Raw genomic sequence first — 22313 nt, forward strand, 5'->3', positions numbered from 1 at the left:
GGAGGATATTCCCATGATAGTGGGCAGGATATTCAGCGACAGGAGGGTCTTCGAGGAGACCTACGTGCCGAGGACGCTGCCAGTTAGGGACCAGGAGGCCGAGACCCTCCTGAGCAGGTACACGTCGCGCTTCAGCGAGGGCCCAGGGGCCACTGATGTAACCGTGATATATGGTTCAATAGGAAGGGTTGGCATAGGGAAGACAACGCTAGCTAAGTATGTAGCGTACTCGCTTCAGGAGCACTTGAGGGGCAGGGGCGTCATCCTGAGGCCTGTCTACATAAACGTCTATGGGGCCCCCAGCATACACCAGATGCTCTCGAGCGTTGTCTCAGAGCTAGGCGTTAACATACCTGTCAGGGGCACCGCTGCCATAGAGATGTTAAAGGCCATAACCGACTACCTCTACATAAAGGACTCCTACGCGCTCGTGGTCCTTGACGAGTTCCAGTCCCTCCTCATGTCAAACAGGTTGAGCAACGAGGACCTCTACATGCTGCTCAGGGTCTACGAGGAGATACCGCCTAAGGACAACGTGAACAGGCTCAACTTCCTCCTGGTTTCGCAGGACTTCAGGGTTCTGAGCTACATGAGGGAGAGGATACCCCAGGTCGAGTCGCAGATAGGCTTCAAGGTCTACCTAAAGCCGTACTCCGCTGAGGAGCTGAGGGCAATTCTTGAGCAGAGGGCGGCCCTGGGCCTCGTGGACAGCGCGTGGAGCGACGACGTAATAGGCATGATAGCTGACTACTACGGCTACTCTGAGAGAGGGGGAGGAGGGGACGGGAGCGCCAGGAGGGCAATACTCACCCTCAGGATGGCGGCAGAGATGGCTGAGGCCGAGGGGGCCTCCAGGATAACGGAGGAGCACGTGAGGAGGGCCATAAGCGCTGACGCTATATCAAACATACCGCTTGAGGTCATGAGGTCCCTCAACCTCCATGAGCTTCTGATACTTATGGCGGTCTCAACACTGATAGCCACGAGGGGCGGCTGGCTCTCGACGGGTGAGGTAAAGGGAGAGTACGAGAGCCTTGCCAGGGCCTACGGCGAGGAGCCCAGGAGGCACACGCAGTTCTACGAGTACCTCAAGGAGCTCTCAAACGCCGGCCTGCTCGAGGCGAGGGTGAGCAACCTGCCGCAGAGGGGCAGGACCACGATGGTGAGGCTGCCGCCTGAGATACCCGCTGACAGGCTGAGGGAGGTCGTGGAGTCAATAATCATGGACAGGGCGGGAGGGCCTAAGGTGCCCCAGTGAGGTGGTCTTCATTGAGGGCCGAGGACATCCTCTCCAGCAAGGGGAGGGTCAAGGTCCTCAAGGTCCTGCTCAGCGAGGGGCAGGCAAACATAACGAGAATAGTCAAGGAGTCTGGGCTGAACCACAGGCTCGTTGAGAGGCACCTGGAGGAGCTCGTCAGAATGGGCATAGTGCAGGAGAGAAGGTATGGCAGGCTGAGGATGTTCATGGTTGATCTCAGGGACCCCAAGGTAAGTGGACTGAGCGAGGTGCTCAGGCAGCTGGAAAGCCTCTGAGCCAGACCTTAAAGCCCTCCCCTTCACCTAAGCCCTGGCGAGAGCATGGCTCACATGGTTGACGTTACTCAGAAGCCGGTGATCTACAGGGAGGCCGCGGCCTCAGGGGAGATAGTTCTGAGGCCCGAGACCGTGAGGAGGATAAGGGAGGGCAGGGTTGAGAAGGGCAACGTCGAGGCGGTGGCGTCAGTCGCCGCAATAATGGCAGCCAAGGACTCCTCCAAGATCATACCTCTGGCGCACCCAATACCTATAACGGGCGTCGACGTCAGCTTTGACTACACCGAGAGCTCCGTCAGGGTTAGGGTAACCGTTAGGACTAAGGCTGAGACGGGCGTTGAGATGGACGCCCTCGCGGGCGTCATGGCCGGCCTCCTTGCCATCTGGGACATGGTGAAGGCCTATGAGAAGGACGAGCACGGCCAGTACCCGGTGACCTCAATAAGGAACGTCGTGGTGGAGTCAAAGCTGAAAGGTCAGCCTGGGGGCAGCAACTCCTATAGCCCGTGAGGTGCTGCAAAAGTACAAGGATGTTTATTCCCTGGCGTCAGGCATGAAGCGGGGGTGCGAAGTGAGGGTCCACGACGCGCTTAGAAAGGCATTCACTAAGTACAACGCCTATGCCGACCCCTTCACCCTGATGGAGATAGAGAACTTCGTAACAGCGGCCCTCAAGGACGGCCCTGAGAGCAGCAGCATGAGGACACTCGTAGACAACCTTGAGGTCATCCTTAGGAGGTCTGAGGACCCAGACGCGGAGGGTAAAGCCAGGCAGATAGCGGAGTACGTGATTCAGCTCTGCTCCTCAGGGTGCAGCTGATGAGCCTCAACAGGAACTCCTTGGCGGCCCTCCTGGCTGGAGGGGAGCCGCTCGTAATACACCACTGGGACGCCGACGGAGTAACCTCGGCAGTAACGATAGCACAGTTCGTGGGGCGGGGCGTCTCCTTCCTTGTGCCCCCCTTCACCTACAGGCCCAAGGCAGACTTCATGAACGTAGTTGCTGGGCTGTCAGCTGACAAGGACCTTGTGCTAGTGGTGGATTACAACGTTCAGCCCGAGGTCTATGCCTCGATAGTGGCGGCCGCAGCCGGTAAGCCGGTCGTAGTCATCGATCACCACGTGTCGGCCTACCCTAGGGTCGCCAACTTTTACTATTACAACCCTGCGGCCGAGGGCGACCCCATGGGCCTGTGGCCGAGCGCGGCCCACGTGATAGCGGATGCCCTGGGGTTCTACGACCCCATGCTGATAGCTGTAAGCATTTACGGCGACCTGTGGGAGGAGGCCCTGAACAACAGGGTCTACAGGGCCTACATGAACGAGCTGGGCCTTGACGTTGAGAGGGACTCAGGCCTCATAAGGGAATGCGCCATGCAGCTCTGGGCCTCGGAGGCTGCAAGGCTTACTGACGTCATAGGTGGCCTGGCCTACTCACTAGCATATGGCGGCGTCGACCCATGTCAGGCCATACTCAGCGACCCAAGGATGACAAACGCCAGGGAGGCCGTGGAGGCTGACATGAGGAGGGCTATCAACGACGCCGAGAGGGGTGAGGCGCTGGGCGGCAGGGTAATGATATATGGAATAAAAGCAAGCTACAGGGTGACAGGCATGATAGCCAGGCAGCTAGCGAGGCAAAACCCAGGTAAGGCGGTGGTGGTTTACTCGCTTGAGGGCGGCGTCGGCAAGGTCTACGTCAGGGGGCTTAGGGACTCAAGGCCTCTCATAGAGCGGCTTCGCTCAAAGGGCCTCAGCGCAGGTGGCAAGAGCCAGCTGGGCAACAATGTCGTCTCCCTCGAGGTGCCCCAGGAGTCCCTTGACGTCACCGTAAAGGAGGTCATAAGGTCCATGGAGGAGCTCGCTGGGTCCATACTCCTGGCCTAAATAATGTCAGTTATAAGTGACGCGAGGAGCCTAAGCGAGTTCGCAGGGCTTCTTACGAGCGCCCTTAGGGCGCCGTAGTAGGCCCTCCAGCTCCTGGCAGACTCTCTGAACAGGCTGAAGTGAATGTCATAGTCCACCTTGCCTGAGACCTCCTCGGCCAGCCCTGACGACGTGGCAGCGTAGACGAGGAGGTCAACAGCCTCGGGGCGTGAGTGAAGGAGCTTTGACATGTGGTAGCTCCTCCTCAGCCCCCTGTTAACGCTCTTCACAGAAGCCTCAAGGGCGTCAGCGACGCTGATTCCTTTGGCTATCATCCGCTGGGCCATCCTTGAGGCTGCCGCAGAGGGGTACAGCCCGCCGCCCGTGAGCGGCTTGTTCATGGAGGCGGCGTCCCCAACGACAACTACCCTGCCGAGCCTCACCTTATCTGACGGCGGGCCAGTTATTATGGGGCCCCCATACGTCTTCACGATGTCACCTTCTACATTGTGGGCCTTCATGGCCTCCCTGAGCTTTGCAGCTAGGACGCTGGGGCGTCTCGACGCCGTGCCGACGACGCTCACGGACCTCAGGGTCACCCTCCATGAAAAGAAGCCATCCGAGGTAGTTTCATCAAACTTCGCCTCAAAGTCAGGGCTTCCGCCGTCCTCGGCCTCTGCATTGACGCCATAAGTCACCTCTCCGTTAAAGCCTATTCCAAGCTGTCTCCTGGCGGTTCCGTTGAAGCCCTCTGCGAGGATCACGACGTCATAGCTTTTGCCTAGGGGGAGGACAGTTCCATCCGGGAGGGGCCTGGTCTTCACGCCGTCTATGAACTTAACGCCCTCGGCCTCTGCCCCCTCAAGCATGAGCTCCTCCAGCCTCACCCTGTTCAGCTTCACTATGGGCTGCGAGGCCCTGAGCCTGAGGGAAAGCCTTGGACCTGATATCACGAAGCTCTCTATGACCCCCAGCTCTGACTTGAGGGCAGGGCCGCCTATCATCTCCTCTGTGGCCCTTGATATGAGGCCAGTGCAGTGCTCAGGGAAGCCGACCCTTCTGTGCTCCTCAAATAGGTCAACGTTGACTCCAGCCTGCGCCAGTGCCGTGGCAAACATCAGGCCTGAGAATCCTGCTCCTATTACAGCCGCCCTCAAGCCCTGGACCTGCAAGTGCGCGCGCACTCGCAATAGCTAAAAATTCAGATGCTCACCTGCCCTCGGGTCAAAGTTGAGCGCGCATGATATTAGCGTAGCCTTTGAGAAGATGGACTCCTACGCAGGGCCCCTGACAATAGTCAACTTGCGGAGGCTTGAGGAGAAGGGGCTGGCTAAGGTCAGCGAGATGCCATACTCAATAAGGGTGCTGCTTGAGAACATAGTCAGAAACTATGACGGCTTCATAGTGAGGGACGAGGACCTCGAGACAATATTCAACTGGAAGGAGAGCGCCGGTAAGGTTGAGATGCCCCTTCTGCCCGCGAGGGTCGTCATGCAGGACCTCACCGGCGTCCCGGCTGTAGTGGACCTGGCGACTATGAGGGACCAGTTCACCAAGATGGGCTATGACCCAAACCTTGTCAACCCCCTAATACCTGTTGACCTGATAATAGACCACAGTGTTCAGGTAGACTACTACGGCACCGCCCTGGCGCTCAAGAAGAACATGGAGAAGGAGTTCGAGAGGAACTCCGAGAGGTACAGGTTCCTGAAGTGGGCTCAGAAGTCCTTCCAGAACCTGAGGGTCGTGCCGCCTGGCAAGGGCATAATACATCAGATAAACCTTGAGTACCTTGCAAAGGTGGTCTGGGTAGGAAACGACAGGCGCAGGGGCCTTATGGCGTATCCCGACAGCGTGCTCGGCACCGACAGCCACACGACGATGATAAACGGCCTCGGCGTGCTGGGCTGGGGCGTCGGCGGCATAGAGGCGGAGGCTGTCATACTTGGCCAGCCCTACTACATGCTAGTGCCCCCAGTCGTCGGGGTTAGACTGGTCGGCAAGCCTAAGGAGGGGGTAACGCCAACCGACATAGTGCTCTACATAACGGAGCTGCTCAGGAAGGCTAACGTCGTCGGCAAGTTCGTTGAGTTCTTTGGCCCAGGCCTCAAGTACCTGAGCGTCCCTGACAGAGCCACAATAGCAAACATGGCCCCAGAGTACGGGGCTACAATGGGCTACTTCCCGATTGACGGGGTCACTGTAAACTACCTGGTGCAGAGCGGCAGGGACCCGAGGCACGCGGCCTTTGTCGAGGAGTACGCCAAGAGGGTCGGCCTCTGGTATGACGAGAGCGCTCCTGAGCCCTCCTACAGCCAGGTCATAGAGGTCAACCTGAGCAACGTGGAGCCAGCCATAGCGGGGCCTGCCCACCCAGAGGACAGGATACCACTCGCATCAGCCAAGGAGGAGCTCACGTCGATCATGGAGTCCTATGTCAAGTCCCAGGGAAGGCAGAGGAAGTCAGCAAAGCTCATCATAGACGGCGAGACCTACGACGTCGGCGACGGCATGGTAATAATAGCTGCCATAACCAGCTGCACTAATACCAGCAACCCGACTAACCTAATAATGGCAGGTCTGCTGGCCAAGAAGGCCGTTGAGCGCGGCCTGAGGTCTAAGCCGTGGGTTAAGACGAGCAACGCCCCAGGCAGCAGGGTCGTCACGACCTACCTTGAGAGGCTCGGCCTGATGCCCTACCTTGAGGCCCTTGGCTTCCACATAACTGGCTACGGCTGCACTGTCTGCATTGGCAACACTGGCCCGCTGAGGAAGGAGGTCGAGGACTTCATAAAGGCTGAGAAGGTTTACACAGCTGCAGTGCTCAGCGGTAACAGGAACTTCGAGGGCAGGATACACCCGCTGGCCTCAGGGGCCTTCCTGGCGTCGCCCCCGCTCGTCGTCGCCTACGCCCTGGCTGGCAGGATAGACATAGACTTCAACAGGGAGCCCATAGGCTACGACCCCAACGGCGAGCCCGTGTACCTCAAGGACATATGGCCCTCTGCTGAGGACGTCGCTAAGTACGTGCAGGGAGCCCTCGACCCAAAGGAGTTCCAGGAGAAGTACAGCGACGTGTTTGAGGGCACGGAGGAGTGGATAAAGCTCGAGGCCCCGGCCAGCCCGACGTTCCAGTGGGACCCAAACAGCACCTATCTAAAGAGGCCGCCGTTCTTCGAGGGCATGACTGAGAGCCCGGAGCCGCTCAAGGACATAAGGGGCGCCAGGGTGCTCATTTATGCCCCAGACAGGATAAGCACGGACCACATAAGCCCCGCCGGGGCCATAAGCCCGAGCTCAAAGGCGGGTCAGTACCTCATGAGCCTTGGGGTGAAGCCCGAGGACCTCAACACGTGCGGCAGCAGGAGGGGCAACCACGAGGTCATGATGAGGTGCACTTTCGACAACCCCAAGTTCAAGAACCTGCTGACGCCTGACAAGGTGGGAGGCTACACAATATATTGGCCCACCAAAGAGGTCATGCACGTCTTTGACGCAGCCGTGAAGTACAGGCAGGCCGGCATACCAGTGATAGTGCTTGGCAGGGCGCAGTACGGCGTGGGGAGCAGCAGGGACTGGGCCGCGAAGGGACCGTACCTGCTGGGCGTCAAGGCCGTCATAGCTAAGAGCTTTGAGAGGATACACAGGAGCAACCTTGTCGGCATGGGCATAGTGCCTATAGAGTTCACGTCAGGTGAGGGACCCGATGAGCTAGGCCTCGACGGGAGCGAAACCTACGACATCATAGGGCTCTCAGACCTGACCCCTGGGAAGATACTTACCATAAGGGCCACCAAGCCCGACGGCAGGGTTATAGAGTTTAAAGCGAAGGCCAGGGTCGACACACCAATAGAGGTCGAGTACATAAGGCACGGCGGCATACTGCACTACATGCTCAGGAAGCTGGCGGAGGAGGCCAAGGAAAAGGGAGGCAAACGTTAGACATCATAAAACTCTTCGGGCCTTTTTCAAGTCTAAACATAAGGAAGTAAGGGTGGGGGCATGGAAGCCTTACAAAACAGCTCTTTTTGATGAAAGTATAGGGTGATCTCTCCTAGGAGCTTCGTCCTCTAGAGCTATCACCCCCACTTATGTGGGACAACAGGAGCTTAAATACTCTTCCACATATGCCGCTCTGAGAGTGCCGTGCCCGCATCTCCTTAGCGCGCTGACCCTGGGCCTGCCGCCAACAATGTTGAGTATAATTGCGTTAGAAGAAGCCAATAAAGTAAACCACGAGGCCGTTTACAACTGAAAAGCCTCGCCTTTTAAGGCGGGATGACCAGAAAAGCCTATAAGGCCCTGTTTTCCTGGTAGTAGTTAGGTGGTAGTGATTGTAAAGCTGCGGTGCCCGCACTGCGGCTACGTCTGGGACTACAAGGGAAAGAAGATGTACTACGCCACCTGCCCCAACTGCCTGAGGAAGGTAAACATTCAGAAGAACAGGGTGGAGTGAATGCTCACGGGCGGTGAGGGAGCGCTAACCGTGACCGTGAGGATGAAGGTTAGCCCCGAGCCCGAAAGCCAGCAGGCCTTGCTGGACCTAATGAGGAGGTACAGGGACGCCCTCAACTACTCGGTAAGGACGCTGATAGCGAGCAGGGCCCTGAGCCTCACTAAGGCCCACAGGCTCCTGTACAGCACCCTGAGGGAGAGGTACGGCCTGCCAGCCAGGGTCGCCCAGGACTGCTACAGGGAGGCCATAGCCATAGCCAGGTCGTGGCTTAAGAACCCGAGAAGGGGCAGTACGCCCACAGTTAAGGGCCTGAGTATGTGGCTGACGCACGGACTGGGCTACAGGGTCAAGGGCGACCACGTGGAGCTGGCAGGGAGTTACAGGCTCAGAGTCATCGGCTGGGACAGGAGGTATGACGACTTCCCTAATAGGGAGGCCAGGCTCGTATTTAGGGACGGCAGGTTTGACCTTTATGTAGCTAAGCGTGTGCCTAGGCCAGCAAAGTACGCCCCTAAGGGGGTGCTTGCCGTTGATGTAAATGAGAGGCAGATAGTCGTGGGCAACTCAAGCGTTGAGCAAAGGATAGAGACGCCCGTTGAGAGGGCCCTGCGCTACAGGAGGCTTGCTGAAAGGCTTCAGGGGAAGTACTCCTCCCCCAAATACAGCGCCTGGCGCAGGAGGAGCGGCGTAAGGAGGAGGGTAAGGCACTTCCACAGGAAGGCCAGGAACATCATAGAGGACTGGGCCAGGAGGACGGCTCATATAATCGTGTCGCTAGCAAAACAAAGCCAGCTGGCGGTAGCCAGGGAGGACCTCACGGGGCTGGTGGAGAGCCTAAGGGAGCTCCCGAAGAGCCATAGGACCGCCCTAATTGCGCTCGGCTACAGGAGGCTGGGGTTCTGGTTAGACTGGCAGGCCGAGAAGGGCGGCGTGCCGCTGTTCGTAGTTGAACCCGCTGGCACATCCTCAACGTGTCCAAGGTGCGGTACTAAGCTAGTGGAGGTTGGCTATCGCAGGCTCAGGTGCCCTAACTGCGGCCTTGAGGCCGACAGGGACAGCATAGCCGTGCTTAACATTGAGGGGAGGGCGCTTGGCAAGATGGGGGGATCTCTGGCCTCCCCGACTGCCCCCCAAATGACAACAGCATAGCCGTGCTTAACATTGAGGGGAGGGCGCTTGGCAAGATGGGGGGATCTCTGGCCTCCCCGACTGCCCCCCAAATGACAGATGTAAGCCCGAACAGATGGGGGGAACCTGTGAACCGCCCTAAGGGAACCCTCGCCCTTTAGGGCGGGGAGGAGGTCAGGCTAACCACGACCGTAGCTATAAGCATGGCCAGGGGCGCGGCCTCGCCTGCAAGTATAATCGTGGCCGTCCCAAACATAAGCAACGATATAAGGGGCGCCGGCCCCCAAATGAGAGAAAGAAAAGAAGAGCTCTCAAAGGCCTAGCTTCCCACTACGCTTCTCCTTGTTTTAGTAGAAGCTCAATCTTTGAACCTGACACTGGCGATGACCACCTACACGGCCTCCACTTATGTCACGTACAGCTTCTCAGAGTTTGACTTCGCACTGTACGGGCTTGCCATGGAGCTTGTCGGGCTGGTGGAGGCCCTGTGGTGGGTTTTAGAAGGCTATGATGTGAGAATGAGGTCAACGGATTCTCTATCAGCGATACCGTCAAAGCCATCCTATAGGCCGCTGTCATGAAAAGGGTTTTTGATGAAGTAATTGTTACATAAGTTTAAAGGGTTTGTTTTCTGTGTGCAATATGTGGGATACCTGCGTTGGAGTCCTCGAACTACTTAGAGCTGCTAGACTACCAGGACGACGGCATAGCCATTAAGGTATGGGACGAGGCGATTAAAAATCTGACATCTAAGGAAGTTAGGGCTAAGGTAATGGCTCACCGCACAAGGATCCTCTCGATGCTCTCCTCGAGCAGTTTGCAGGTCAGAATGGCCGCCTGGCTTATTGCGGTGACCCTGCTCAGGGAGGGGCTCCTGAGCGATGATGTGCTGAGGCCCCTGGGAAGTTATTATATAGAGGCGCTGAAGTCTATAGGGCCCGATGACTACTCAAAGGCTATATTTGTCTCCGTGGCCCCTGAGCTGATTTTAAGAGGTATAATAAGCAGGGATGAGGTCAAGTCGGCCAGCGATGCCATATGGAGGCTGGTCGACAGGATGGGGGCCGATCTCCCCCAGCTAGCTCATGTAGTGGAGGAGCTGCTCAGGATCGGCGCGCTTTCAAGGAAGGGTCGGCCCAGCAAAGTCAGAGTCCTAAGCGACGATGCCATAATTCTTTAAGTCTCACTAAACTTTTTAACCTCCCCTAAACCTGCTATAAGAGCAGGCAGGTGATCCTCCAGAGTTGAAACGACGAAAGTCAGGGAAGTTCATGTATGTAGCCCAGGGCCTGGCGGTACTCACATCGCTGGCCTGGGTCTTGGCGTCGCATCACGCCTACCTGGGAGAGTTGGTAGGAGCCCTTGGAATATCAATGATAGATGACGTAGTCATAGCTACCGTTCCCCTGCTAATTAAGGCCCTGAAGGCCATAGGGGCAGTTAAAGGGTCAAGCTCTGCCTGAGCTTAAGTCCCTCCATATGGAGGCCGCCGCGCTCGTGCCAATCCTAAACCTTGAGGGGTCCGGTGGCCTTCCAGAGGCCTCAAGGAGCTCTTGTACCTGCCTCAGGGTCCTTATGCCGCCGGCGGCCTTTATTCCAAGGGAGGGGTTGTACCTGTTTGCAACCTCTGCCATAAGCCTTACGTTGTCTGCCTGGGCCCCTGGCATGTTTCCTATAGACGACGCGTACTCCCTGTCCTCAAAGCCTGTGCTGGTCTTTATGAAGTCGGCCCCTGAGGTGGCAACGGTCTCATAGAGCTTCAGCTTCTCGTCCCTCGTGGTGTACGCGTCCTCCACTATGACCTTTATTACTAGGCCCTCCCCGTGGGCAGCCCTCACAACCCTCCTCAAGTCCCTGGCCACCTCGGCCCAGCGGCTCGACTTAACCAGCGTGATGGGCGCTACTACATCCACTTCATCTGCCCCGTTAGCGGCAGTCCTAACTATGGCCTGTACCCTGGACTCCGTGTCCATGGATCCAAAGGGAAAGTCTATGACCGAGCATACCTTCAGGTAGGCCCCTGCGTCGTCCACTAGGCTCCTGGCAAGGCTCACGTAAACTGGGTTCACGCAGATCGAGTGGCAGCCGAAGCTGACGGCTTCGTTGAAGACCCTCCTCACGTCTTCAAGCGTTGAGTAGGGCTTGAGCAGCGTGTGGTCGATGAGCCTCATGAGGCTCAGGTCAGTCATCAGCGCTCCCCTGGAGGTAAGCTTATTGGCGTTATTAAGTATAAGGGGATAGGTGGGCGCTTGGAGCGCTCAAAGACGGTTAAGGAGCTCCTTGACGAGCTCGGCGAGGAGAAGGTAATAGCTGACAGGAACGTGGTGGGCCTTTACTCCAGGGAGCCGGACGGCCTCACGGCCCAGGCCGAGGCTGTAGTCTTCCCCTCGACGCCCCAGGAGGTCAGCAGGGTGGTGGCCACCTGCTACGCTAATGACACGCCAATATACCCGCAGGGGAGCTCGAGCAGCCTCTCAGGCAACGCTGTCCCGCTCAATGGGGGCATAGTCCTCAGCCTTGAGAGGATGTCGTCGATACTTGACGTCAGCCTCGTTGACTCAACGACTGACGTGGAGCCCGGCGTCAGGATAGATGACCTGAACGTGGAGCTCTCAAAGCGCGGCTACATGTTCCCGGTAGACCCGGCCAGCCAGGCGGTAGCAACCGTGGGCGGGTCAATAAACAACGGGGCGGGCGGCATGAGGGGAGCTAAGTACGGTACAATGAAGGACTGGGTCAACGGCCTTGAGGTGGTCTTAGCTGACGAGGCCGGCACAAGGCTCGAGCTTGGCTGCCGCACTGTAAAGTGCAGGGAGGGCTACGATCTCGTGAGGCTCATAGTTGGCAGCGAGGGCACCCTAGCCGTAGTCACAAGGGCTACCTTAAGGATAGCCCCGTTGCCTGAGAAGGTTGTCACGGCGTTGGCCTTCTTCGACGACATAGAGTCCCTCATGAAGGCATACATATCAATAAAGTCAAGCAGGGTCCAGCCCTACATAGCCGAGTTCATGGATGCCCCAACTGTTGAGATGGCATCACAGGCGGTTAGCCTGCCCTTCGAGGCAAAGGGCGACATGCTCCTTGTAAGCCTCGAGAGCACCCCGGAGAGCTCTGAGAGGCACCTCAGGTGGCTCGAGGACCTCATGAGGTCATCAGGGGCCAGGGGTGTCTACACTGCTGAGAGCGAAGCTGAGGCCGAGCCGCTCTACCAGCTCAGGAGGTCCCTCTTCCCCGCCCAGGTGAACATGTTCAGGAGGGAGGGCAGGCCCTTCCAGCTCTTCATCGAGGACATAGTGGTGCCGCCCTCCAGGGTGCCTGATGCAATAAGGGCCCTGAGGTCGCTTGACTCAAAGTACGGCATAACGTCGTCGCTAGGCGGCCACATAGGCGACGGGAACCTGCACCCGGCCATAGGCTTCGACCCCACAGACCCTGAGTCCTCAAAGGCTGCGGCCCAGTGGTTTGATGATGTCGTTGACGTTGCATTGAGACTTGGAGGGGCTGTGAGCGCTGAGCACGGCATAGGCATAATCAAGAGGGAGGCCCTCAGGAGGGCCGTGGGGGAGAGGCAGCTGGGGCTCATGAGGGCCATAAAGGCAGCCTTCGACCCGAGGGGCATACTCAACCCAGGCAAGCTCTTCAGTGACAAAAAGGGTTACAACTGAAAAGCCTCGCCTTTTAAGGCGGGGAGGAGGTCAGCGTGTGAGCCTGTAGAGGCCGCTCTGGGCCATCAGGTTCAGCTGCAGGGAGTCCACCTGGCCGTGAGGGGTCCTGACGACCCTGCCTGCAGCCCTGTTCTCAGCCCTGACCGTCTGCACTTCCACTCCCTGCACTTCTCTACTTCTGTGGGTTTTTAAACAGTAATTCTAATTGCAGAATCTGTAAAAATAGACATTAACAGATAATGAAATGTGTACAGGCAGAGACCCACCTTAAGTGGTTATCGCCTTGGCTAGCCCGGGCAGTGAGTCTATCGGCAGTCCCTCTTGACGCCGATCCTGTACGCAAAGAGCTGGAGCAGCGCTGCAGCCGCTATTGGGTATAGCTCAGCCATGTCTCCGGCCGGCTGAAGGGGCAGGGAGCCTGATCCTCTGAAACCTCAAAATAACTTGGCATGCCTGGCTCTCAGCTCCTCCACGACCCTGGAGTAGAGCTCCACCGCCTCCTCCCTAGACATTATCACTATATTGGGCACTGGTCCCTCGCCAGCACCATGGGGCCGTGCCTCAGCTCCCCGAGCTGGACGCCCTCGGCGTGCATCATGGCTGCCTCCTTGAGCTTCAAGCTCCTCTTCATAGTAGCCATTGGGACGGCGGCCTATGGGCTCAGGTGGGCCCTCGGCCTCCCAGCAGTTAAGTACGCCTCGCGGCCCTCATGGGGGCTTCATAGCTTACTTCTCCGCAATAGCGCTTCTAGAAGGCCTCAGGCTCATCAGGGGCAGGCAGGTCAGCCAGGCAGACCCGCCGGCCTCGGGGCCGTACTTCTCAGGCCTCGCCCTCACGGCCCTCAACCCGTTCTTCCTGCTCTGGTGGCTCACAGTGGGTCTCGTCCTAGTCGCCCTCACGACCATCATGGCCGGGGCCTACGCCCTCGTTGCGCTCCTCTAGGGCTTCCTGGCTATCAGGACTCCCTCTAGGGTAGGCACCACGGCGAAGCGCCACCCAGCCCTGATCAGCACCTGGAAGGTCTCGGCAGGAGGGGCGGCCTTATGGCGTTATGGAATACCGCCAGGCCGCCGCGCTTGAGCTTCCTGAGCAGGAGCTCCGCTACCTTAGGGTACATGCAGACGTGGACATCTACAAAGGCAGCGTCAATACTCTCATCGTCAACGCCCTCTAGCAGACCCACGGCGTCGCCCTCAGCGAATGATACCTTGGCCCTCTTGAGCTCAACGCCCCTGAAGAAGTCCTGGGCAGCCTTAACCCTGTCGCCCCTGACCTCAACGGCTATCACATCGCACTGGCCTGAGCAGGCCTCCTCGAGGGCCTTTGATATCCAGAGGGTAGAGTACCCCATGGCTGAGCCCAGGTCGAGCACCTTGGCTCCTGAGGCCCCGCTCAGGTGGGTGAAGAGCACCGAGTAGAGGACGAGGCCGTCACGCTCACGATAGTGGTAGCTATATCATGGCCAGCGCGGCGCCGCTGCCGGCCAAGGCTATCATGGCTGTCCCAAACGTTAACATTGATATAAGTGGGGCCTGGCCGCCAAACGATATGAAGAGGAGGTCCCTGAACCTCAGCTGTTTGGGGCCTTGCGCCTTGTAGCTATCTTTGCCGAGGCCTCCTGGGCCTGCGTCAAGTTCAATACATGACCTCTTTCTCTGTAAGCGGCCTAAAAGGATTAGAAGGTCAAACGCGCATTAATAATAAGCAAGGCAGGTTATGCCGTTGAGGTCCTCGTCCTCAGGAAGTCAACTACTGTCTGGGTGAACCCGGCCGGGTCGTCCAGGTAGCATGCGTGCCTCTCGCCTATCCTCACGAGCTCGGCCGTGCTGACCCGGCTTATGACGGCCTCAGCGTTTTCTATTGGCGATACGTCGTCGTGGCTGCCCCATATTAGAAGTATAGGCTTCCCCGTCAGCACCTTGAACTGAGGACCGTGCCTCGCCAGGTCAACAGCTCCCACGAGCACTAGGCCCAGCACCCTGTCAGGGTGGGCCAGGGCGTACATGGCAACCGTGTTGCCCCCGAGGCTGGCCCCAAGGAGCACGCCCGAGGAAAAGTTTACCATAGGCAGAAAGTCCTCCAGGAACTTGACGCCGCCGCCGAAGCCGTACTTGCCCTGCGGCGTCTCGCCCTGGCCAGGCGGGTCTACAGAGATGGCCCTGAAGCCGGCGTCAGCCACGGCCTTTACTAAGCCCACCTGGACCCAAGTCCTTGCGTTGAAGGCGGCCCCCGGCATCATGACGACCGGGGTCCCTGAGCCCTCCTCTATGTAATGAACTCTGACTCCTCTAACGTTAACGTACTTGTCGGGCACGCCGCTCGCCCAGGCGGCGAGGGAGCCGCAGGTTAAAAACGGGCCCCGCCGCTCAGGGCCTGGGCCTCCCTATCCTGAGGCCCGCCCTCCTTATCTTACCTATGGCGTTCTTGGTTATGTCAAGGTTGCAGGAGCCGTGCGAATTGCACCAGGCTTCGCACTCCTTCGCCAGGTCCTTGCTTGAGTACACCATGCCGCAGGCCTCGCACGCGAAGAACCTGGAGTCCCCAATTACAACCTCGAGCGTTGAGGGCCACCGAGAGGTTTCTCAGCTGTTGGGGGCCTTTAAGTGGGCCTATATATGGGGCCTGTGGACTTGGCGCCGCTGCCCCGTTAGCCCACGCCGAAGCCCCGGCGAGAGCTTAAAATGTAGAGAACAACTGTTCTCTAAGGTGTGCCAGGTTACCCAAGGACCTGGGCCTGACGCTTGACAGGGCCAGGTAGGGCAGGGCCCACACGTTAACATACGCCTCCACAGCCGTAGAGTTCTTCATATGGAGCGTATTAAACGCCCTCGCCTACGCCGTTTACCCGGTGTACCAGAACGTCGTCTACATAGTAGTGGTCGCCCCCATAGGAGATCTCACCCTCTCCTGGCTCTCTGACAGGGCCCTGGGAAGGAAGGGCATGTACATAGTTACCATGAGCCTCTACGGGGCAGGCAGCGCCATAATTGCGGCTGACCTCCTCCTGCTTAAGCCAGGGCCGGCCCAGATGGCCATTTTCCTGGCGGTCTACACGCTCTCAATGATAGGGGTCAAGGGCGAGGTGCCTGTCGGCCTGGCGCTGTTGGCGGAGATAATGCCGGTCAAGTGGAGGCATAAGGCCCTGGTGCTCAGCCCCAACTTCGAGAACATAGGCGCCGCCGTGGGGGTGGCTGCTAGTGTTATAGGATGGTCTCCCTCCTGGCAGGCCTGGGCGCGTAGAGCGCGTTATGTGCCAAGGTTATAGCCGCGGCGGGCAGGGACGCTGCCACTAAAATTGTTATGAGGGCGGCTGAGGTCCTTGAGAGGGCTCTGCCCAAGAATGAGTGAAATGAAAGTGTGGGGCAAACGCTTTCCACAGCAAGGGAGGCGCTAAGGAGGCGAACCTTATTATTTTTAGTAAAGTGCTAGCTTCACTGTTTAGACGTGGTCAGCCTGCTGCGCAGCCGCGGAGTTGACAGACACACGCCTGCCCTGAAGGGTGAGGCCCCACCGTGTGAACACTTATTAACATGGCCCCGCGGTAGTCTGGTGAACTAAGATGGACCCACTGAGGCTCGTCGCCCTCACCGTTGCCATAAGCGCCAGCGGTGCCCTCTCGCCCGGTCCCCTGTCGACGGCCGCGATGATTAACGGCGCCAGGTGGTCGTGGAGGGCTGGCCTAAGGATGGCGGCCGGTCACATGACTTTTGAGCTCCCGTTCGTCGTCGCCATTGGCATGGCCGCCTACGAGCTGAGGTGGGCCCTGGGGCTCCCGGCCGTCAGGTATGGCCTAGGGGCCCTCATGGGGGCATTCATAGCCTACTTCTCCGCGACGACCATCCTGGACGGCCTAAGGTACCTCAGGGGCCGGCAGGCTGCTCAGGTGGACCCGCCGGCCTCGGGGCCGTACTTCTCAGGCCTCGCCCTCACGGCCCTCAACCCGTTCTTCCTGCTCTGGTGGCTCACAGTGGGCATGGCGCTCGTGGAACTGGCCTCAACGATGGGGCTCCTGCTTGGCTACGCAGTGATGTACCCCAGCCACGTCTGGATGGACTTCGCCTGGCTCACCCTGCTCTCCTCCCTCGGCCACCAGGGTAGGAGGCTGTCAGGCAAGAGCTACGGGGCGCTCCTCGTGGCCCTGGCAGCTGTAATGGCTGTCGCCGGCGCCTACGCCCTCTCCGCGCTCCTCTAGGGCTTCCTAGTTATCAGTATGCCCTCCAGCGTCGGCACCACAGCGAAGCGCCAGCCAGTGCGGCTGAGCACCTGGAAGGTCTCAGCTGGGGGAGGGGGCCTTATGGCGTTGTGGAACATGGCCACCCCGCCGCGCCTCAGCTTCCTCAGGAGGAGCTCGGCCACCTTAGGGTAGAGGCTCACGTGGACGTCAACGAAGGCTGCGTCAACGCTCTCATCATCAATTCCCTCCAGGAGGCTCACGGCGTCGCCCTCTACGAAGGAGACCCTCGCGCTCCTGAGCTCCACACCCTTGAAGAAGTCCTGGGCAGCCCTCACCCTCTCGCCCCTCAGCTCGGCAGCTATGACGTCACACGGGCCTGAGCAGGCCTCCTCGAGGGCCTTTGATATCCAGAGGGTAGAGTACCCCATGGCTGAGCCAAGGTCGAGCACCTTGGCTCCTGAGGCCCCGCTCAGGTGGGTGAAGAGCACCGAGTAGAGGACGAGGCCGTCCTCGAAGTCTATCCTGCTCACGCCGGCCGAGTCCGAGTCAAGCCTGAGCTTGAGCTCCAGGTCCCTGAAGTCGCTCTCCTTCATGTTGATGCCCTGGGCCAAGGGCAGCACATATTTTAAAAAGTTGAGGTAGATATCTTTATGTTAAAGCAGTTTTTTGATGCGTTCTGAGGGGAAGAGGAATTTGTAACAGTTTTGTGTATAATTCTGAAAAAGGAAATTTAATTTAAGTTCACCTAAACCCCTTGAGGCGAGAGAGTGGACGCAAGGCTAGCAGGCCTCTCGGCCCTAGTAGTAGTGTTGGTGATAGTGGCTGGTGTCCTAGGAGTCATGTACTCCTCGCTGGCCTCTAAGTACTCAAGCCTGAAGTCAGAGTACAGCAACGTCAGCTCCGAGGCCAGCACCTACAAGAGCGAGTACACCACTCTGCAGGGCCAGTACTCGAGCCTCAACAGCAGCTACTCCGCACTTCAGGGCGAGTACTCTACACTCCTCAGCGAGTACAAGAACCAGCAGGCCGACGTGGTCCTTGCCGCTGCCATGAGCCACTGGAACGACATAGCTATAGAGAACATAGACCTCGTTGCCCCAGAGTACCTGCCCAACGCAACTCTGCACTGGGTAGGAGGGCCCCTGAGCGGCACCTACAGCGGCATAAGCTCCATAGAGTCGGTCTGGAACAAGTTCTTCAACATGTACGAGACCGTCTACTGGTACACCATAATACCGCCCAGCGTGGTCATGGTGTCGCCTGGCGTCTACAACGCCACGGGCTACGCGCAGTTCCTGGTGGCGCCGACGTCAGCGCCGATAAACGTGCTGGTCCTCAACGTGACTGAGATCCTGACTTACGTCAACACCTCCAGCGGCTACAAGATAGAGACCGAGGTCTGGAAGGTGAAGCCGCTGCCGCTGACGGACGTAATAGCTGGGTACCCAGGCCAGGAGGCCCTGGCGGAGAGCGCGGTCCTGGCTGACGCCATGAGCCACTGGAACGACATAGCTATAGAGAGCCCGCAGCTCGTCATGATGGAGTACGCGCCTAATGCGGTCCTGCACTGGGTAGGTGGGCCCCTCAGCGGCACCTACGTTGGCATCTCGGCTATCAACGCCACCTGGGTCAAGTTCTTCAACACCTACGAGACCGTCTACTGGTACACCATAATACCGCCAACCGTGACGCAGGTGAGCCCCACCGAGTTCAACGTGACCGGCTACGTCCAGTTCCTTGTAGCGCCAACCGCTGTCCCGATACATCCGTTCGTGCTGAACGTAACCGAGGTGCTCACGTACGTCTACAACGCTAGCGCTGCGCAGTTCCAGCTCGTCAACGAGGTGTGGAAGGTGAAGCCCCTATCGCTGAGCGACGTGATCGCCGGCTACCCGCCGCAGACCTACGTAGAGCAGCAGATGGTGCTGGCGGCCGCCATGAGCCACTGGAACGACATAGCCATTGAGAACGCCTCCCTGATAATCTCCGAGTACGCCCCGAACGCCACGCTGCACTGGATAGGCGGGCCTCTGAGCGGCAACTACACCGGCATCACCGCCATAAACGCCACGTGGACCAAGTTCGACAACACCTACGAGTACGTGGTCTGGTACGCCCTTGTGCCGCCCACTGTGCAGGTAAAGGGCGACACGGCGATGGCGAAGGCGCCGCTGCAGTTCGTTGTGTTCCCGTTCCCGACGGCCTCTAACCCGCATCCGCAGGAGTTCGTGCTGAACGTGACTGAGATACTCTACTACCAGTACAACACCACGGCCATGCAGTGGCAGATAGTCAACGAGTACTGGATAGTGCACCCGCTGCCAATCTCTGACGTCGCCCCAGGCTACACGCCCGGCCAGTACCAGGGCTGAGGGGCTGGGGTTGGGGAATAGATTCAGGTCAAACAGTTTTTATTTTGACCTTTCACTTATTTACTCTGGGCCCTCACAGGAGGAGCCGGAGCCCCATGAATGGCTAGGAAGGGCCTCGGCTTCAGGGACTGGGACCACATGCTGTGGTGGCTGTTCGTCGGCACCAGGGGAGGGGAGATGAGGCTCAGGATCGCCGAGCAGATAATCAAGGGGCCTGCCAACGCTAACCAGCTGGCCGAGGCCCTGGGCGTCAACTACAGGACCATTAGGCACCACCTTGAGATCCTCATGGAGGCGGGACTTGTGGAGAGCGAGGGGCCTAGGTACGGGCAGCTCTACTACCCCTCGAAGGACCTGACCGAGTCGCTGGAGAGGGTGAGGAGGATGATGAAGGAGGGTGGGAGGCCTTGGCGCTGACGCTCATGTCGTTCTGGAGCGTCGAGATAGGCCTCTCCGTGGTGGGCCTGGCGCTCTCGGCCTACGTCTTCGCCTTCTACCTTCGCTCTGCCGCCAGGAGGACGTCGATAGGCAGGAGGGTGACCGCCACGGTAGGCGTGCTGACGGCCCAGATGCTAGTTACGCTGGCGCTCTCCGTGCACCTTGCCTTGAGGTTCTCGGCCGACGTAGCGGTGCCCATGCTTACCATAGTGACCCTTGAGGTCACCGGCATAGCGCTGCTCACAATGGCCGTGAGGGAGTGAAGCGCAAAGCGGCCTGGCATCATAGTTGTGCTGCCGCTGGCCTACATGTTGGTAAAGAGGGCCGCAAAGGAGCTCTGAGGCCGTCGCGCGCTTTATTTCATTTCTTCATTAGTATTTTATTAAAGGCTAGCCTTCTTTCTTCACTTGGCCCTGCCTCTCCCCTGGCGAGCTCCCTCGGCAGCCCCTCGTCCCAGTCCGGGTGTCTCCTTAGGGCCTCCTCAAGCTCGTCGGCGCCTGCCACCTAGCTTTCCCCAGATCCTGCTCCACCTCCCACACGTAGGCTGAGCCGCCCGAGGACCTCAGCAGCTCCCTCACCCTCTCCTCGCTCAAGGCGCCTCCCGCTGCTAGGCCTTGCGTAGGTTAAAGGCGCTGAGAAAAGGGTTTTTGTCCAATAGCCAACACTAGGCGAGGGGGCGTGGAGTGGAGCCAGTAAGGGCCAAGAGGCTCGGCAAGGACTCGATCAACGGCGTCTACAGGTACGACTTCGACAGCGGCTACTGGGTCCAGCTTGATGAGTCTGCCTCGCCGCTGGTGCCGGCCGAGAGGTACTCCCTGGTCTACTTTGACAACACCCTGTGCCCGGTCTGCAGGAGGTATGACCTTCACTGGTACCCCTTCGTTGAGTCTAACATTGACAAGCTGAGGGGCTTCGGGCTTTACATAGTGCTCTGCGACTGGTTCACGCAGCAGTGCACCTCGGCGAGGGCCGCCATGACGTTCATAGGGTATGAGGTGAAGGCGTCACCAACCACTGCGCTGCTCCTCAGCGAAGGCTCAAGGGTCGTCTACAGCGAGAGGTACGAGGGCCTGCTCACCGAGAGGGACCTGGGCAACGTTGTCTTCAGCTTCCCTGAGAGGGCCGAGAGGGCCGCCAGGGGCGAGAAGGTCGAGAGACCCATGACGGAGGAGGAGATGATGGAGAAGCTTTACACTATGCTCTCCCAGAGGAGCGGCAAGCCTTAGGCTAAGGCGGGCGCCAAGGCGTTCGGCCCTAGTTAAAGGGCTTTTTATTCCGCGCCTCCAGCTGGCTAAGTGGGAAGGAGGGTAGCCAAGACAGAGCCCTCTTAGGCAAGGAAGAGGTGTGAGACTTGCTGAAGTACCTGATAAGGGCATCGTTTGAAGTGGACGGTAGGGTTGAGAAGCACGACATAATAGGGGCCGTCTTCGGGCAGACCGAGGGGCTCCTGGGGTCTGAGTTCAACCTGGAGGAGCTTCAGAACAAGGACAAGATAGGGAGGGTTCACATAGACCTCAAGTACCAGGGCACAAAGACCGTCGGCGAGATGCAGATACCGAGCAATCTTGACAGGGTTGAGACCGTAATACTTGCGGCCATGATAGAGACCGTCGACAAGGTGGGCCCCTACAGCGCCAGGATAACCGTTGAGTCCATAGAGGACCTGAGGGCCGAGAAGCTTAAGTGGATAGTTCAGAGGGCCCGCGAGCTCCTGCAGAGCGTCAAGGAGCAGGAGCCTGACATAAAGGAGATAGTCAGGCAGGTCTCGCAGAAGGCCGAGGCCCAGCCCAGGGTGATAGAGTACGGCGAGGACAGGCTGCCGGCTGGGCCTGAGGTTGAGAGGTCGGACACCATAATAATAGTTGAGGGCAGGGCCGACGTCATAAACCTCGGCAGGTACGGCTACGCCAACACCATAGCCATAGGCGGAGCAAAGGAGAGGGTGCCGAAGACAATACTTGACGTGGCCAAAGGCAAGAAGGTCATACTCTTCGTCGACGGCGACAGGGGCGGCGAGATGATAATGAGGACCGTGCTCTCGCAGATGCACGTTGACTATGTGGCCAGGGCTCCCAAGGGGATGGAGGTAGAGCAGCTCACGGGGAAGGAGATAGCCAGGGCCCTGGCCCAGATGGTACCAGCGGAGGAGGCCATGAAGCAGCTTGGCATGGTCCCTGCGCAGCCTGAGGCCGCTCCTCAGCCGGCCGAGCAGGCAGCTGTGCAGCAGCCGGCCCCCCAGGAGGCTGCCCAGGTTCAGCAGCCTGCTCAGCCGGCCGAGCAGGCCGCCCAACAGCCCCAGGCCGAGCAGGCGGTCCAGCAGGCCCCTCAGCAGCCTGAGGCCGCTCCTCAGCCGGCTCAGCAGGCGGGCGTCGCCTCCCTGATAATGCCGAAGCAGGTCCTCGACAGCATGAAGGAGCTCAAGGGCACTCTTGAGGCGGTCGCCTATGACAGGTCCTGGAACGAGGTGGCGAGGCTTAAGGTAAAGGACCTGTTCAACTGGATGCAGCAGGTGGAGTCCGGCAAGGTCTACGCTGTAGTCTTTGATGGCATAATAACCCAGAGGCTCCTGGACGCGGCCTCCGAGAAGGGCGTCGCCCTTCTCATAGGTGCCAGGATAGGCAGCAGGGTCTCCTCGAGGAAGGGCGACGTGGTCTTCATGACCTTTAGCGACATCGTGTGAC

General features: G+C 58.8%; 29 protein-coding genes. 20 read left to right on the top strand and 9 right to left on the bottom strand.

What is annotated here, in order from left to right:
- Positions 1-13: 13 nt before the first annotated feature.
- The 5 genes from SE86_RS00005 to SE86_RS00025 all read left to right on the top strand — a co-directional run bounded on the left by SE86_RS00005 (position 14) and on the right by SE86_RS00025 (position 3420).
- Complete coding sequence (locus tag SE86_RS00005) at positions 14-1258, top strand: AAA family ATPase (RefSeq protein WP_211096583.1); 1245 nt, start codon at positions 14-16, stop codon at positions 1256-1258.
- An 11-nt stretch (positions 1259-1269) separates the two neighbouring features.
- Complete coding sequence (locus tag SE86_RS00010; RefSeq protein WP_117353631.1) at positions 1270-1533, top strand: helix-turn-helix domain-containing protein; 264 nt, start codon at positions 1270-1272, stop codon at positions 1531-1533.
- Positions 1534-1587: 54 nt separating this feature from the next.
- A complete protein-coding gene (moaC, locus tag SE86_RS00015) occupies positions 1588-2043 on the top strand; it encodes a cyclic pyranopterin monophosphate synthase MoaC (protein ID WP_117354992.1) in 456 nt (151 codons plus the stop codon).
- A 61-nt stretch (positions 2044-2104) separates the two neighbouring features.
- On the top strand, positions 2105-2353 hold the full coding sequence (locus SE86_RS00020; protein WP_148666712.1) for a hypothetical protein: 249 nt from the start codon (positions 2105-2107) through the stop codon (positions 2351-2353).
- Positions 2353-3420, top strand: coding sequence for a DHH family phosphoesterase (locus tag SE86_RS00025; protein ID WP_148666713.1), 1068 nt, complete (start codon positions 2353-2355; stop codon positions 3418-3420). Before SE86_RS00020 ends, SE86_RS00025 begins: the two co-directional genes overlap by 1 nt.
- On the opposite strand, the gene SE86_RS00030 is transcribed toward SE86_RS00025, so the two are convergent.
- Positions 3417-4556 carry an NAD(P)/FAD-dependent oxidoreductase gene (locus SE86_RS00030; protein ID WP_148666714.1) on the bottom strand — a complete coding sequence of 380 codons (1140 nt, stop codon included), beginning with the start codon at positions 4554-4556 and terminating at the stop codon, positions 3417-3419. The genes SE86_RS00025 and SE86_RS00030 overlap by 4 nt on opposite strands.
- A 73-nt stretch (positions 4557-4629) precedes the next feature.
- On the opposite strand from SE86_RS00030, the gene acnA reads away from it, so the two are divergent.
- The 6 genes from acnA to SE86_RS00055 all read left to right on the top strand — a co-directional run bounded on the left by acnA (position 4630) and on the right by SE86_RS00055 (position 10446).
- Complete coding sequence (gene acnA, locus SE86_RS00035; RefSeq protein WP_117353639.1) at positions 4630-7341, top strand: aconitate hydratase AcnA; 2712 nt, start codon at positions 4630-4632, stop codon at positions 7339-7341.
- Positions 7342-7723: 382 nt separating this feature from the next.
- Positions 7724-7855, top strand: coding sequence for a hydrogenase maturation nickel metallochaperone HypA (locus SE86_RS08265; RefSeq protein ID WP_148666715.1), 132 nt, complete (start codon positions 7724-7726; stop codon positions 7853-7855).
- Positions 7856-9004, top strand: coding sequence for an RNA-guided endonuclease TnpB family protein (locus tag SE86_RS00040; RefSeq protein ID WP_211096585.1), 1149 nt, complete (start codon positions 7856-7858; stop codon positions 9002-9004).
- Positions 9005-9348: 344 nt separating this feature from the next.
- The gene (locus SE86_RS00045) at positions 9349-9564 is read left to right on the top strand and encodes a hypothetical protein (RefSeq protein WP_117353641.1); all 216 of its coding nucleotides are present in this window, start codon (positions 9349-9351) and stop codon (positions 9562-9564) included.
- A gap of 77 nt (positions 9565-9641) precedes the next feature.
- Entirely contained in the window at positions 9642-10163 is a 522-nt protein-coding gene (locus tag SE86_RS00050) for a hypothetical protein (RefSeq protein WP_117353643.1), read from the top strand.
- 91 nt (positions 10164-10254) lie between these two features.
- Positions 10255-10446, top strand: coding sequence for a hypothetical protein (locus tag SE86_RS00055; protein ID WP_117353645.1), 192 nt, complete (start codon positions 10255-10257; stop codon positions 10444-10446).
- Here SE86_RS00055 and deoC read toward each other — a convergent pair.
- Positions 10432-11172, bottom strand: coding sequence for a deoxyribose-phosphate aldolase (deoC, locus tag SE86_RS00060; RefSeq protein ID WP_117353647.1), 741 nt, complete (start codon positions 11170-11172; stop codon positions 10432-10434). The genes SE86_RS00055 and deoC overlap by 15 nt on opposite strands.
- A 60-nt stretch (positions 11173-11232) precedes the next feature.
- On the opposite strand from deoC, the gene SE86_RS00065 reads away from it, so the two are divergent.
- A complete protein-coding gene (locus SE86_RS00065; protein WP_211096586.1) occupies positions 11233-12648 on the top strand; it encodes an FAD-linked oxidase C-terminal domain-containing protein in 1416 nt (471 codons plus the stop codon).
- Positions 12649-12678: 30 nt separating this feature from the next.
- Here the strand turns inward: SE86_RS00065 and SE86_RS08270 are convergent, their stop codons facing one another.
- Positions 12679-12807 (bottom strand): hypothetical protein, encoded by a 129-nt coding sequence (locus SE86_RS08270; protein ID WP_257791315.1) that lies wholly within the window; start codon positions 12805-12807, stop codon positions 12679-12681.
- Between the two features lie 495 nt (positions 12808-13302).
- On the opposite strand from SE86_RS08270, the gene SE86_RS08060 reads away from it, so the two are divergent.
- Positions 13303-13590, top strand: a complete 288-nt coding sequence (locus SE86_RS08060; RefSeq protein ID WP_179948719.1) for a hypothetical protein — start codon at positions 13303-13305, stop codon at positions 13588-13590.
- A gap of 64 nt (positions 13591-13654) precedes the next feature.
- On the opposite strand, the gene SE86_RS00075 is transcribed toward SE86_RS08060, so the two are convergent.
- The 3 genes from SE86_RS00075 to SE86_RS07915 form a co-directional block, all read right to left on the bottom strand.
- Positions 13655-14059 (bottom strand): class I SAM-dependent methyltransferase, encoded by a 405-nt coding sequence (locus SE86_RS00075; RefSeq protein ID WP_117353650.1) that lies wholly within the window; start codon positions 14057-14059, stop codon positions 13655-13657.
- A gap of 303 nt (positions 14060-14362) precedes the next feature.
- Entirely contained in the window at positions 14363-14962 is a 600-nt protein-coding gene (locus SE86_RS00080; RefSeq protein ID WP_117353652.1) for an alpha/beta hydrolase, read from the bottom strand.
- A gap of 52 nt (positions 14963-15014) precedes the next feature.
- Positions 15015-15155, bottom strand: a complete 141-nt coding sequence (locus tag SE86_RS07915) for a hypothetical protein (protein WP_158543040.1) — start codon at positions 15153-15155, stop codon at positions 15015-15017.
- Positions 15156-15496: 341 nt separating this feature from the next.
- Here SE86_RS07915 and SE86_RS00085 point away from each other — a divergent pair, with 341 nt between their 5' ends.
- Positions 15497-15913 carry a hypothetical protein gene (locus SE86_RS00085; protein WP_117353654.1) on the top strand — a complete coding sequence of 139 codons (417 nt, stop codon included), beginning with the start codon at positions 15497-15499 and terminating at the stop codon, positions 15911-15913.
- Between the two features lie 294 nt (positions 15914-16207).
- Positions 16208-16840 carry a LysE family transporter gene (locus tag SE86_RS00090; RefSeq protein WP_117353656.1) on the top strand — a complete coding sequence of 211 codons (633 nt, stop codon included), beginning with the start codon at positions 16208-16210 and terminating at the stop codon, positions 16838-16840.
- Here the strand turns inward: SE86_RS00090 and SE86_RS00095 are convergent.
- Positions 16837-17433, bottom strand: a complete 597-nt coding sequence (locus SE86_RS00095; protein ID WP_117353658.1) for a class I SAM-dependent methyltransferase — start codon at positions 17431-17433, stop codon at positions 16837-16839. The two genes, SE86_RS00090 and SE86_RS00095, sit on opposite strands and share 4 nt — an antisense overlap.
- A gap of 156 nt (positions 17434-17589) precedes the next feature.
- Here SE86_RS00095 and SE86_RS00100 point away from each other — a divergent pair, with 156 nt between their 5' ends.
- The 3 genes from SE86_RS00100 (at position 17590) to SE86_RS00110 (ending at position 19895) form a co-directional block, all read left to right on the top strand.
- Positions 17590-19194, top strand: a complete 1605-nt coding sequence (locus SE86_RS00100) for a hypothetical protein (protein WP_117353660.1) — start codon at positions 17590-17592, stop codon at positions 19192-19194.
- A 99-nt stretch (positions 19195-19293) separates the two neighbouring features.
- Positions 19294-19611, top strand: coding sequence for a winged helix-turn-helix domain-containing protein (locus SE86_RS00105; protein WP_117353662.1), 318 nt, complete (start codon positions 19294-19296; stop codon positions 19609-19611).
- Positions 19602-19895 carry a hypothetical protein gene (locus tag SE86_RS00110; protein WP_117353664.1) on the top strand — a complete coding sequence of 98 codons (294 nt, stop codon included), beginning with the start codon at positions 19602-19604 and terminating at the stop codon, positions 19893-19895. The genes SE86_RS00105 and SE86_RS00110 overlap by 10 nt, the downstream gene beginning before the upstream one ends.
- Positions 19896-19992: 97 nt before the next feature.
- Here the strand turns inward: SE86_RS00110 and SE86_RS07920 are convergent, their stop codons facing one another.
- The gene (locus SE86_RS07920) at positions 19993-20136 is read right to left on the bottom strand and encodes a hypothetical protein (RefSeq protein ID WP_158543041.1); all 144 of its coding nucleotides are present in this window, start codon (positions 20134-20136) and stop codon (positions 19993-19995) included.
- A complete protein-coding gene (locus SE86_RS08275; protein ID WP_257791316.1) occupies positions 20103-20225 on the bottom strand; it encodes a hypothetical protein in 123 nt (40 codons plus the stop codon). Before SE86_RS08275 ends, SE86_RS07920 begins: the two co-directional genes overlap by 34 nt.
- 90 nt (positions 20226-20315) lie before the next feature.
- Here SE86_RS08275 and SE86_RS00115 point away from each other — a divergent pair, with 90 nt between their 5' ends.
- Together SE86_RS00115 and dnaG are read left to right on the top strand one after the other, a co-directional pair.
- Positions 20316-20858 (top strand): hypothetical protein, encoded by a 543-nt coding sequence (locus SE86_RS00115; protein ID WP_117353666.1) that lies wholly within the window; start codon positions 20316-20318, stop codon positions 20856-20858.
- Positions 20859-20983: 125 nt separating this feature from the next.
- The gene (gene dnaG / locus SE86_RS00120) at positions 20984-22312 is read left to right on the top strand and encodes a DNA primase DnaG (protein ID WP_117353668.1); all 1329 of its coding nucleotides are present in this window, start codon (positions 20984-20986) and stop codon (positions 22310-22312) included.
- Position 22313 lies beyond the last annotated feature (1 nt).

Source organism: Acidilobus sp. 7A, assembly GCF_003431325.1.
Taxonomy (GTDB): domain Archaea; phylum Thermoproteota; class Thermoprotei_A; order Sulfolobales; family Acidilobaceae; genus Acidilobus.

Coding starts and splice junctions, on each gene's coding strand:
- deoC (WP_117353647.1), bottom strand. CDS start 11,172: ATGACTGACCTGAGCCTCATGAGGCTCATCGACCACACGCTGCTCAAG.
- moaC (WP_117354992.1), top strand. CDS start 1,588: ATGGTTGACGTTACTCAGAAGCCGGTGATCTACAGGGAGGCCGCGGCC.
- SE86_RS00005 (WP_211096583.1), top strand. CDS start 14: ATGATAGTGGGCAGGATATTCAGCGACAGGAGGGTCTTCGAGGAGACC.
- SE86_RS00040 (WP_211096585.1), top strand. CDS start 7,856: ATGCTCACGGGCGGTGAGGGAGCGCTAACCGTGACCGTGAGGATGAAG.
- SE86_RS00105 (WP_117353662.1), top strand. CDS start 19,294: ATGGCTAGGAAGGGCCTCGGCTTCAGGGACTGGGACCACATGCTGTGG.
- SE86_RS00055 (WP_117353645.1), top strand. CDS start 10,255: ATGTATGTAGCCCAGGGCCTGGCGGTACTCACATCGCTGGCCTGGGTC.
- SE86_RS00025 (WP_148666713.1), top strand. CDS start 2,353: ATGAGCCTCAACAGGAACTCCTTGGCGGCCCTCCTGGCTGGAGGGGAG.
- SE86_RS08060 (WP_179948719.1), top strand. CDS start 13,303: ATGGGCTCAGGTGGGCCCTCGGCCTCCCAGCAGTTAAGTACGCCTCGC.
- SE86_RS00090 (WP_117353656.1), top strand. CDS start 16,208: ATGGACCCACTGAGGCTCGTCGCCCTCACCGTTGCCATAAGCGCCAGC.
- SE86_RS07915 (WP_158543040.1), bottom strand. CDS start 15,155: ATGGTGTACTCAAGCAAGGACCTGGCGAAGGAGTGCGAAGCCTGGTGC.